General features: G+C 60.4%; 12 protein-coding genes. 5 read left to right on the forward strand and 7 right to left on the reverse strand.

The features are described from left to right. A partial coding sequence (locus JO015_03485) for a TonB-dependent receptor (protein MBV9998155.1) occupies positions 1–272 on the reverse strand: 272 nt, incomplete at its 3' end. Positions 273–408: 136 nt separating this feature from the next. Here JO015_03485 and JO015_03490 point away from each other — a divergent pair. Next, a complete protein-coding gene (locus JO015_03490; GenBank protein ID MBV9998156.1) occupies positions 409–864 on the forward strand; it encodes a peptide chain release factor-like protein in 456 nt (151 codons plus the stop codon). Between the two features lie 19 nt (positions 865–883). Here JO015_03490 and JO015_03495 read toward each other — a convergent pair whose 3' ends face one another. The 5 genes from JO015_03495 to JO015_03515 all read right to left on the reverse strand — a co-directional run bounded on the left by JO015_03495 (position 884) and on the right by JO015_03515 (position 7066). Further along, positions 884–1921 (reverse strand): Gfo/Idh/MocA family oxidoreductase, encoded by a 1038-nt coding sequence (locus tag JO015_03495; GenBank protein MBV9998157.1) that lies wholly within the window; start codon positions 1919–1921, stop codon positions 884–886. Positions 1922–2019: 98 nt separating this feature from the next. Continuing rightward, positions 2020–3267 (reverse strand): extracellular solute-binding protein, encoded by a 1248-nt coding sequence (locus JO015_03500; GenBank protein ID MBV9998158.1) that lies wholly within the window; start codon positions 3265–3267, stop codon positions 2020–2022. A 65-nt stretch (positions 3268–3332) separates the two neighbouring features. Next, positions 3333–4175, reverse strand: a complete 843-nt coding sequence (locus JO015_03505; GenBank protein MBV9998159.1) for a sugar ABC transporter permease — start codon at positions 4173–4175, stop codon at positions 3333–3335. 140 nt (positions 4176–4315) lie between these two features. Continuing rightward, on the reverse strand, positions 4316–5140 hold the full coding sequence (locus JO015_03510) for a carbohydrate ABC transporter permease (protein MBV9998160.1): 825 nt from the start codon (positions 5138–5140) through the stop codon (positions 4316–4318). Positions 5141–5152: 12 nt separating this feature from the next. Continuing rightward, entirely contained in the window at positions 5153–7066 is a 1914-nt protein-coding gene (locus JO015_03515) for a glycoside hydrolase family 127 protein (protein ID MBV9998161.1), read from the reverse strand. A 131-nt stretch (positions 7067–7197) separates the two neighbouring features. Here JO015_03515 and JO015_03520 point away from each other — a divergent pair, with 131 nt between their 5' ends. Together JO015_03520 and JO015_03525 are read left to right on the forward strand one after the other, a co-directional pair. After that, entirely contained in the window at positions 7198–7983 is a 786-nt protein-coding gene (locus tag JO015_03520) for a helix-turn-helix domain-containing protein (GenBank protein ID MBV9998162.1), read from the forward strand. A gap of 86 nt (positions 7984–8069) precedes the next feature. Next, complete coding sequence (locus JO015_03525; GenBank protein ID MBV9998163.1) at positions 8070–8468, forward strand: DUF2237 domain-containing protein; 399 nt, start codon at positions 8070–8072, stop codon at positions 8466–8468. A gap of 77 nt (positions 8469–8545) precedes the next feature. Here the strand turns inward: JO015_03525 and JO015_03530 are convergent, their stop codons facing one another. Beyond that, a complete protein-coding gene (locus JO015_03530) occupies positions 8546–9166 on the reverse strand; it encodes a hypothetical protein (protein MBV9998164.1) in 621 nt (206 codons plus the stop codon). 1005 nt (positions 9167–10171) lie between these two features. Between JO015_03530 and JO015_03535 the strand changes: the two genes are divergently transcribed. Then, positions 10172–11203 carry a transposase gene (locus JO015_03535; GenBank protein ID MBV9998165.1) on the forward strand — a complete coding sequence of 344 codons (1032 nt, stop codon included), beginning with the start codon at positions 10172–10174 and terminating at the stop codon, positions 11201–11203. A 159-nt stretch (positions 11204–11362) separates the two neighbouring features. Further along, positions 11363–11627: transposase (locus tag JO015_03540; protein ID MBV9998166.1), on the forward strand; the 265-nt coding region annotated here is incomplete at its 3' end.

Genomic DNA, 11627 nt, shown 5'->3' on the forward strand with positions numbered 1-11627 from the left:
CGTTCCAACAGCAGCCCGTACTCGTGCTCGAGCATCAAGGCCAGCCGCTCGCGCGAGACGTAGCGGGCGCTTTTGCCGTAGATGGCGTCGCTAAACTTCATGTCGTAGGCCGAGATGGACTTGGCCACCGTGCCGGCCGCCCCGCCAGCCTGGAAGAAGTGGCGCGCCACTTCCTGCCCGGCGCCGATTTCGGCGAAGGTGCCGTATTTGGCCTCATCCAAATTGATGGTGAGCGCCTTGCGATTCGTCGTGAGAAGTTCGTCGGAAGACATGACAGCACGAATGTAAACGCGAAGCGGCGCAAGGACAACGAACGTCCACGGCCATGCCTAAATTAGGCCCACGGCAAACGTTTGCCCGCTCCAAACTCCAGGCCGATCAAAACCGCTTCGCCGGAAGCGCCGATTTGTGATTAAATTAGGCGTGCCGTTGTTTCCGGTGTCTGATAAGAAGGCCAGCGCGCTGGCCGCACGCATGAAGGCGGTCGGCTGTGCGGAAAACGAGATCGAGGAAACCTTAGCTAAGGGCGGTGGCGTCGTGCTGCTTCACCGGCCCACCGGTGTACGAATCCGGTGTTGCCAGCAGCGCAGCCAGGCGCTCAACCGCTTCCTGGCCCGACGCATGCTTGTCGAGGAACTCGAGGCCAAACGCTGCCGGAAGACGCGCAGCGAGGTTAAGGCGGAGGAGATCCGGCGCCAGAAAGGCCGCCGGGAACGCCCTACCATCGCCGGGAAACTCCGGCAGCAATACGCGCTCCGGCCGGGACCGGCGAACGACTCCGGTGCGCCCCATGCCAGGAATTTGGACAAGCTCCTGGCTCAGCTCCGAATCCTGCAGGGTGATCGCCCCGGATTAACCGGCTGATCCTGCAGTGCCGGGCAGCTCAAAGCGTCGCCAACGCCGCCCGTTGCCCCGTTTCGGCACTCTGGATCGCTGCCAACACCATCGCCAGGCTGTGGAAGTTGTCGGACGAACGCGTTTCCGGCGCCGGGCCGCCGCGTAACGCGTCGACGAATTGCTTCATCACGCTGAAGTGACCCCGCGTTAGTGCCGGGTCAGGTTCCCCTTCCAGCAGGATGGCGTCCGTTTCGTACAGCAGCGCGCCTGGCACCGGCCGGACCCGCTCCCCGCGAACCTCACTCTCGCCGTCCCACCACAAGGTGCCTTCGGTGCCGATCACCCGCCAGTTTGCGTCCCAGGCGGTCCGGAATCCTTCGGAACACCAACTGGCCCGATAGCTGAACCGGACGCCGTTGGTCATTCTGAAAATGGCCACCACCGACGATCCATGTTCATACCAGGAATTAGCCGGCGTCCATTCTTCGCAATACACCGATTCACCATCCGCCTGCACCAGAAAACGCGCCGCATCGAAAGGGTGAATGGCCATGTCGGCCAGAAGAACATGACGCATCTTGTCCCGGAACCCGCCGAAATGAGCGCCGATGAAGAAGTCCACGTGGACGGTGGTTACGTCGCCGATTGCCCGGGACTCGATCATTTGGCGCAGCCGGCGGATGCCGCGTTTGAACCGCCGGTTCTGCTGCACCACATGAAGACGGCCCGCCGTTTCGGCGAGCCGGACCAATTCGAGCGCACCCGGGAGGTCCAACGCCAGCGGCTTTTCCTCCAGCACATTCAGGCCGGACCGGAGTCCCGTTCCCGATACCTCCAGGTGCGCGGCCGGGATGGTGCAATCGAAGAGGATCTCCGCCGGCACGGCCGCGATCGCTTCCGGCAAGGCACGAAAGATCGGGCCGGTAAGGTTGAATTCTTTCCCGCGCGCCTCCGCCGCCTCCGGAGAAACGTCGACCAGCGCCGCGACTTCAATGCCCAGTTCCTGCGCGCACCGCAGCCACTCGCGGCTCATAGCGCCGCAGCCCGCCAGAATCGCTTGAAAAGTTTCTCCAGGTTCTTTCATCGGTTACAACCTTCCTGCCGGGACATCTCTGCCCAAGGCACCAGGCACTGAGTGCACCAACTCCTGCCCAGCGCGCTCTCCGGGAGCCCGCCGGCGGCTCACTTCGTACCCAGGAGCGGCTTGATCTTCGCCGCCGCCTCTTTCAATGCCGCTTCGACGCTGCCCTGACCCGTCAACGCCTTCTGGATGGCCGTTCGCGCCGCCAACGAGATCGCCGGGTACTGCGCCCCGCCATCCTGCGACCTGGCCCGGGCGGTATCCATTTGCTCTACAAACGGCAGCAGGTCGGCATTCGCCTGGCCCTGCTGCTGGGCCACGCTGCGGATGGACGAGATGTAATTGAACGTATCGCAAATCTTCCGCAGCCGCTCAGGCTCCTGGGTGAACTCTATGAACTTGATAGCCGCCTGCTCGACCTTGGAGTCACCCTTCAAAACACACCAGACCTCGCCACCCAACGGCACCACCGGTTTCTCCCCTTCTTTCGGTACCGGAATAGTCGTGATCCCGAAATCAATGCCGCTCTTCTTCACGGTCCCGAGTCTCCAGGGGCCGATTTCCATCATGGCCGCGCGCCCGGTTTCGAACTGGTTGGGCACGTCTCCCTGGTCCCAGTTCACGACGTCGCGGGAAGCCAGACCTTTTTTCACCCAATCGACCCAGAGTTGAAGCGCGGCCCGGGCGTTCTCCGAGTCAAGTTCGCCCAGGCTGCCGCCATTGCTCCAGAGGAACGGTTCCCATTGCCACGTCGATTCCTCGGTATTCACCGCGGAGAAGACGATCCCGTACACCGGGGGTTTGGTCGTTTTGGTGGCGGCTTCAGTGAGTTCGGCCCACGTCTTGGGCGGCGAGGATACCCCCGCATCAGCGAACATTTTTTTATTGTAAAAGATGGCGAGACTGTTACTGCCGATCGGCATGCCGTAGACCTTGCTGCCGTCCGATACCGCAGCCTTGGGTCCAGGATAAATCTCGTTCCAGACCGGGAACTTGCTTACCTCGGCGGAGATATCTTTGAGAATGCCGGCTTTCGCGATGCGCAGGACGTCCGGGTTATCGATCGCCGCAATAGCCGGTGGCTTGTGCACGGCAGCCATCTGCAGGGTGCGGCTGACCAACTGAGCAAACGGCACGTACGTGTAGTGAATCTTTATGTCAGGGTTAGCCGCTTCGAAATCTTTCTGAACCTGATTCAGGGCGTCGGTCTGGCCTTGCACGCTGAAGTAATGGACGATTTCGACGTTGGTCACTTCGGCCGGCGCACTCGCCAGTCCGGCTCCCATAAGGGTACAACCGAACAGGCTCAGCCAAGCGAGCCCGGGTTTTCTGGGGGTATTTCTTTTCATTTGGTAGTTTGGTGATTTGGGTTTGAAGTTTTGAAAAAGCGGGCGGGCGGCGGGCGTCCGGCCACTCACGCCCGCCGCAAGAGCAATTGCAAAAGGTTGAGCAGAAGCACCAGCAGAACCATCAGGGTCGCGATGGCCGCCGCTTCACCGAAATTCAGCAGTGAGAACCCCACCTGGTAGGCGTAGGTGGACAAAAGGTGAGTTGCGTTGGCGGGGCCGCCGCCGGTCATGATCCAGACCAGGTCAAACACCTTCACCGTGTAGATGGTCCCGAGCATCAGCACCGCGACCGAGACCGGCTTCAACATCGGCAACGTGATTTTGGCCACCCGCTGCCAGTAGTGCGCCCCGTCAATCCTTGCAGCCTCGTAGACGTCCACGGGAATGCTGCGCATACCCGCGTACAAAAGGACGAAATTGAACGGAAAACCGATCCAGATGTTGGCAACGATGGTCGCCGGAAAGGCATAGGCAGGGTTTGCCAGCCACGGGAACGGCCCCAGGCCGACCAGATGGGCAAACTGGTTAATCGGGCCGGCCTCATTGAACAGCCCCTTGAAAATGTTCGCAGCCGTCAGAACCGGTGACACCCATGGAATCAGCAGCAGCGCCAGGCACAGATTCTTGAGCGGAAAGTTAACCTGAAAAAGCAGCGCCAGCAGAAAGCCGATGGTGAACTGGAACAGGATGCTGAAAAACGCGAAAAGGACGGTGTTGATGACCGCCCTCCAGAAAACCGGGTCGGCCAGGGCGGCCTGGTACTGGATGAGCCCGTTGAACGGCATGTCCCCGCTCACAAAGGTGTCGACCGTGGCCTGGCGGAAACTCAGCGTCAGACTGTACACGACCGGGTAAAGCAGCAGGATCAGGCAGAAAAGGACGCAAGGCAGGATAAACAGGTAGGGCATCGTATCGAAACGGGGCCTCTTCCTTCCTGCGAGTCGGGGCTGATCCGCAACTGCCGGTTTGCCGTCCGGCACGCGGACTGCCGGCGGGTCGTTTGGTGGCGTTCTGGCGTTAAGCTTCATCATCGTTCCGGGTAGAAGGGTTACTTGATGGCGCCCCGCGTCACGCCGGCCAGAATGAACCGGCTTGCGCAGATGACGAAAAGGACGGCCGGAATTGCCGTAAGGACGCTGCCCGGCAACAGAAACGACCATTCGATGCCGTACTGGCCCACCGCTTTGTAGAGTTCAAGGGTCAACGGTTGCAGGCCACCCTCGGTGATGAGACTCAGCGCGAAGATGAGGTCGCCCCAGGGAATCAGGAAGCTGAAAATGCCGACGGTAATGAGACCCGGAAGGGTGACGGGCAGAACCACCATGAAAAACGCGCGTATCTGGCTGGCACCGTCCACCAGGGCAGCCTCAACAAGCTCGTACGGCAAGTCCTTCATGTACGCGGACAACATGATCAGCGCGAACGGAATTGTGAACGTCATGTCGGCCAGAATCAGGCCAAACAGCGTGTTCACGAGGTTGATCTTGGAAAAAACAATAAACAACGGGATCACGAACACGATGGCCGGCAGCATCTGGGTCACCAGCATGAACGAAGAGAGTGCCTGGCGGCCGCGCGGCTTCAACCAATTTACGGAGTAAGCGGTAGGGGCGGTGATGAGGAGCGTGCCGATCGCGGTCGCCGCACTGACGATGAGGCTGTTGCGCACGTGGGGCCATAAGCGGCTCCACGCGTCCGACCAGTTCCCCACCGCCCAGTGTTGGGGTATCAAGACGATATGGGTGGCAAAGAGTTCCGCCGGAGTCATGAAACTCCCAAGCAATACCCAATAAAACGGGGAAAGCAGGATTGCCGTGATGATGACCGCAACCGCCGTGATCCACCAGCGTGGCAGGGCCTCGAACGCGTTCATATCCTCTATTCGCTAGGACGCACAATATCGGACCCACACCTGCATTTCTCCAGGCTCCCGGTTGCCCCAGGAATAATACGGTACGGCGGTGAGCGTCACGCGTTCAACGGCCGGCGGTTCGTCGGTGTAAAGCTGTTTTGTTTGCGCCTGCTCGCGCGACCCCGGGCCGGTAAGGACGGTTGTGCCGCCCAGTACCTCGGGCCGTTCGACCGCTTGGAATTCGGCATCCCGCGGCACCGTCACACCCTCCAGGTCAGGACCGTTGTCAGCTTGTTCGAGACAGTAAACCAGCGGCCCACGGCTAAGCGCAACCCGTCCCCGGTCCGCCTCAACTTCGGGACGGGCGAACTGGGAGCGGACCGGCATCGAAAATTGCAGCTCGACTTCGTCGCCCTCCGCCCAGGTCCGGCGGATCGGCAGGTAACCTTCGACGGGCGCCGCCGTTACTTCAGTGCCGTTAACCCGAACCTGGTGGCTTCCGCGCGACCAACCCGGCAGCCGGAACCACAGGGTAAGTTCGGTTGATTGTTTCGGTTGCACTTTGACGACGGTGCGTCCGGAATACGGGAACCCGCTCATCACGTTTAACGTGACGTTTCGCGCCTGCGCTTCGCTGGTGACGTAGTGGTGCACCGCCACTTCTCCCGCCCGCTCGGAATACAGGTAGCCGGACAGGGAACTAACCAGGCGGGCCAGGTTAGGCGGACAACACGGGCACCACCACGGCCACGGAACGCGGCGGTGCTGGCCACGGCTCATCAAGGGGTTATCGTAGAAGAACGCTTTCCCGTCGAGGCTGATGCCGGAGAGAATGTTGTTGTATAGGGCCAGCTCCATGACGTCGCCGAACTCGCTCCGAAGGCGCCCCTGGAGCAGGCGATGGCCGAACAAAAATAAACCGATCGATGCGCAGGTCTCCGCGTATGCGTTTTCGTTCGGCAGGTCAAAGTCGCGCGTGAACCCTTCATTTTCAGACGCTGAACCGATTCCGCCCGTCACGTACAGCTTTGTTGTTACCACGTCGTGCCACAGGCGTTCGCAGACGTTGAGCAGTTCCTGGTCGCCGTCCTCGAGCGCGAGATCGACCACCCCGGTGAAAAGGTACATCGCCCGTACCGCATGCCCGGCCACTTTGGTTTGTTCCCGGATCGGCACGTGGGCCTGCATGTAGGCGAACGGCGACCCCGGGTGTTCCGGCCGGAACGGACGCGTGTCGAGGCGTTGAACCGCCTCCTGCTCGAAATAATTCGGACTCCGGCCGCGTTCGTTGATGAAAAACCGGCAAAGGTCGAGGTACCGCTTGTCGCCCGTCACCCGGTATAACCGGATGAGGGCAAGTTCGGCTTCGGGATGGCCGGGGTAGCCCCGGAGCTGGCCGGGTCCGGTCCCGAATTTGCTGACGAGGAGATCGGCAAACCGGCGCGCAACGTTGAGCAAGCGATCTTTCCCGGTCGCCTCAAAATGGACCACGGCCGCCTCGATCAGGTGCCCTGCACAGTACAGCTCGTGCAAGTCACGCAGGTTCTTGAATCGATGCTGGGGGCGCCAGGTCAGGATATGCGAGTTAACGTAACCGTCGGGTAACTGCGCTTGCTCAAACAAGCCGATGATCTGGTCTACCTGCATCTCCAGCGCCGGGTCGGGCTGCTGCTCCAGCCGGCCGGCAGCAGCTTCCAGCCACTTCGCCAGATCGGAATCCCAGAAAACGCTCCCGCCCCAGTACCCGGCGGAACGCCACGTGTCTGCAAGTTCCCACCCGCGGTGGAACCTTTGGTCAAGCGTCATCGCGTCGATCTGGCCCCCGGCTTCCAGTTGGTGAAACTGGTGAGGCAACGTGGTCTGGCCGATCAGGTCCCGCCAGTGTTTCCAAAATCCGTCCTGAATGGTCACTTGTCGACGCGGCAGCGGGGCCCAGGGAGATTCCATAGCTAAATCTATTGGACCCGTGCACCGCGACAACTAAACTCACCTGTAGAAAACCCGGACGATTCCGACCCTCGATGCATTCTCCCGGCACAGCGAAACCCTCCACGCTCCAAGTCTCTACGGCCAGTCCCTTGGACGCCTGCAACGGCGGGCTCTTTGTCTCCTCCGGTTCCGGGTGGCACCCGGAAAGGAAACTGGATTCGTGGGAACTGATCCTGATGCGTTCCGGGACCCTGCATCTCTGGGAGGAGGAACAACGTTTTGAACTCGGCCCCGGCCACACCCTCGTGCTCTGGCCGCGGCGACGCCATGGTCCGCTCGCCCCGTACCAACGCGACACGTCCTTTTACTGGGTTCATTTCCACCTTCGTGCCCGGTGCCAGACCCCGGCGGCGGTGACCGTCCCGCAACGCGCCTGTTTGCCGGAATCGCTCCGGCTGGTCGAGCTGTTTCACCGGTTTCTCGATGACCAGGAACGGGGCCGCCTCGAACCCAATTACGCCAGCGTGCTGCTTAAGCTTATGCTTCTCGAGGTGGCGACACAGTCTTGCAGACAAAATGACCGTGCCCATAGCACCGCCAGCCTGGCTTCTCAGGCTCACGTCATGATCACCAGACGATTCCGTGAACCGATCACCACCTCCACGATCGCCGCTGGCCTGTGCTGCAACCCGGACTACCTTGGACGCATTTACCGCGAATCGTTCGGCCACAGCCTCACCGAAGCCATTCACCGTTGTCGCATGCAACACGCCCGAAACCTCTTGCTGCTCACCGCGCTCAACGTAAAGGAGATTTCTTCGGCGTGCGGTTTTGAAACGGCCGACTATTTCCGGCGGTTATTCCGCCGGTACCACGGCATGCAACCCGTCGAGTTTCGCGCCCTGCACCTCCGGCAGCACACCAACGCGCTTTAATGCGTAATGCGTAACGCGTAACTTATAACGTTATAACAATGCTATAGCGCTTTGCCGGTCATCCGTTATTCGTCACCCCCTACCGTATGTCCTCCTTCGGCGAAGTCCCGCGCGGCTGGTCCGCCCGAAATGTTCTCGGCACCGATCTACGGTGCTGTTGCCTAAGGCCGCGCACCGGCTACTTCCGCGATGGCTTCTGCCGCTCAGATGCAACTGATCGCGGCATGCATTTCGTCTGTGCGGAAATGACTCGGGAATTTCTGGAGTTCAGCCGGATCCAGGGCAACGACCTGATCACGCCAGTCCCGGAATTCGATTTTCCGGGCCTGAAACCGGGGGACCGCTGGTGCCTTTGCGTTACCCGTTGGACCGATGCACTTCAAGCCGGCGTGGCGCCCCCGGTTATCCTGGAAGCGACGCACGCTTCTGCCCTGGAATTCGTCGGCCTTGATGAACTCAAAGCGCACGCCAAAAAACTTTCTTAGCGCGCCCTGGCCCTGCAGCACCGGTTCTACCGGTTCGTTCCAAGCCAGCCCGCGGCGCACTCAGAACCGCAGGATGCTCATCCCGGGAGAATCGACATCCGCAAAAACGCGTAAAAGAGCACGCACGCCAGTCCGCATGACCCCAGGGTGGCGACAACGTCAAACTTCAAACGTGCGATCCAGGCCACCAGCCCTGCATTGGCCATCACCGGCCGGACAACCCGTTCTTCAAGGTAAACCGTTTCCCAGAGTGCCACGATTGGCAGCGCCGCCATGACCAGGCATTCAAACCCACCCTGAAGGTTACGGTGAACAACGCACAACACAAACAAAGCCAGAAACCCGTTCGAGACGCACATCAGCCCGCACTGGAGCACACTGATCAGCGCCCGCCAGTTTACCCTTACTCCCTTACGGCGATTGCGTGAACGGCTGCCGGTAAACGCCCCCAGGCGTGATGGAACAAATAACCACGGCAACGGAAGCAGCAGCGCGATCAAGACCAGGAGAATCACCTGCGCAAGCGGCTGAAGGTAACGCCCGGAAAGCGGGGAATGGTCGAGAGCCAACCCTAAAGCCACAATCGGTGAAAACGTCCAGAGTAACAGGTCGGCATGCCGTTCGATTTTTGCTTCCAACAGGCCGACTATACGGGTAAGTTCACGTCTGACATTGAGCAGCCACGGTTCCATGTTCATTTGAACACATTCCTTAATCGTAGAGCCTCGTGGCGCCAAGCTTTTTTTTGCGCGACCCCTCCCGGATTACGATTTGGTCATTTGGCGCCAATGCACTCGCGGTTCTCTTTCGGGTGCTTTCTGATCTGCTATTTCGGCGGTTTCAGCCCGTCCTTCAGTCATTTTTCTAAGCCAAACGCGTTCTCAAGCTGATTGCACCGGTTTTTGGTCCGCTCTGCGGTACCGGCACTCTCCGGGTCGCCGTCGCCGTTGCCCGGACGGGGCGACTGATCGTAACCCCTCCCTTCAACCCTTGCGGCGAATACGGTCCGCCCGCTCTAGAAACCGACAGACCTGCCTCAAGACCGCCTCAGGGACAGGTCCGTGTCAGCGCCGATCTGAAATTCCGGTAAACCTACCGGTTTGAAAATCGGATACTGGGGTTGGGGACAGGTCCGTCATGCGTCAGGGACAGGTCTGGTGTCACGGTGCCAGGGACGGGTCCCGATGTTAGTGGAGGCCGGCGTTAAGCTTCGGGGACAGGTCCCAATGGCGCTAAGTTAAGGGCGCTTTGTGACGGCTACGGCGTTGGCTTCGGGGACAGGTCCCGGTGTTGGGGACTGTTGGGGACAGGTCCGGAGGGCGTTCTGTGAGGCGGCGATCGCTTGGCCTGCGACGGTTCGGCGATCGCTTGGCCCGAAAGCTCTGACAGGGTGAAATTGCGTTACCGGCAGGAAGAACATCGGTCTGCAAGCTTTTACTAAAGGCAGGGCACAAACAGGAGGCGCCTTCCATTCAACGACAGGCCCATTTCCCGGAGTCCAGAATAGGCCTCCCCCAGGCGCGACGAACACCATCGAGGAGATGCCGCCGAGCAGCGGTGATCAGACGGAACTAAGCTGGCGGAAAGCTATGCGTTAGCAAGATACCTTTCCTTCGCTTCTCGGAAGGTCCGAATAAGTTTCTCGTAACCAAAAAAGGATATTGAAACAACATGAATTGTTGTTATATATTTTTGTTGTCCCCATGCGTCTCCCGCGACTCAAAGGCACCGCCAACCCCAGCTTTTACCATTGCATATCGCGCGTTACCAATGGGCAGCGGATCTTCCAGACGGTCGGCCCAGGGTCGGAGGAAGCCGAGCACTTTGTGCGACTGATGCACCGACTGGCCGCCTTTAGCTGCATCTCCATCGCGACCTACGCGCTCATGTCAAACCATTTCCACCTTCTATGCGAGGTTCCCCAGCCCCGCCGGCTGTCCGACCCCGAGTTGCTGGACCGCGTTGAAGGTCTTTACGGCAAGGCGCGCCGGCAAGCCCTCCAGCGCGTACTTCAGGGGGAGACCCCCGGCGGCGAGCTAGCCGCCCAAGAGTTGCGCGAAACCTTACAGGCGCGGATGTTCAACCTCTCCAGCTTCCTCAAGGACCTTAAGGGTTGCTTTGCCCAATGGTTTAACCGTCGGCAGAAGCGTTTCGGCCCGCTATGGGCCGAGCGCTTCAAGAGCCTGTTGGTCCAGGACGGCACGGCCTTGCAAGCTGTGGCCCTCTACATTGACCTTAATCCGGTGCGCGCGGGGTTCTGCACCGACCCGAAGGACTACCGTTATTGCGGGTACGGAGAGGCGGTAAGCTCGGGCCAGGGTTCATTGCGTGCCGGATTGAGCCGCGCTTTGGGTTTCGAACCGGAAAAGGCCAGTTGGGCCGAAGTGGGCGCAGAGTACCGGCAACGGCTGTTCCGGACCGGTGTGGTAGCTTCGAAGCCTGAGCAGGCCGTCATCAGCCTTGAGCAGGCCCAGCGGGTGGTTGAGGAGCAGAAAGGGGAGCTGCCGCTTGGTGAACGTTTGCGGTGTAGGCTGCGGTTTTTGACTTATGGGGTAGCGCTAGGTAGCCGAAGCTTTGTGGAGGCGCAACTGAGCCGCTGGCGCCAGCCGCGCAGAGGATCAAATGCCGCCCAAAACCTAAGTTCCACACTGGGATCGGAATCCGAGCAAAGTGGAGCGGAGTGGTTTGTGTGTTGGCGGGGTCGCGCAGTGCCGCTGAAGGCAGCGCCCAGCTAAAGGAAAAACGGAGCAGATTCCCATACGTCATGGTCCGAAAGATAACGCTTTCGGAAAGTATTTCGAAATACGGGTAGATTCGTCTCGCTAGGGCGTGTTCACAATTAAGTTGAAGTGTGGGCTTACGTCTATGATCTTACCGGCATGGATAACTGGGTCATGGCGCCGGCCGACCCCGGCCGGCTTTACTGGTTTAGCGACGAGCAGTGGCGCCAGATCGAAGCGGTGTTCCCCCGGCCCCACGGCAAAAAAGGCTTTGCCCAAGCCGTGCCCAATCGCCAGGCCTGCGAAGCCGTGCTCTTCCGCGCCCGCACGGGTTGCCCCTGGCGCGATCTGCCGGCCGTCTACGGCCCGTGGCACACCATCTACATGCGTTGGCGCCGCTCTTGTGGAGGCCGGCGTGCCCGAGCGCGCCGCCCAGGCC

This window comes from Verrucomicrobiota bacterium (assembly GCA_019247695.1).
GTDB lineage: Bacteria > Verrucomicrobiota > Verrucomicrobiia > Chthoniobacterales > JAFAMB01 > JAFBAP01.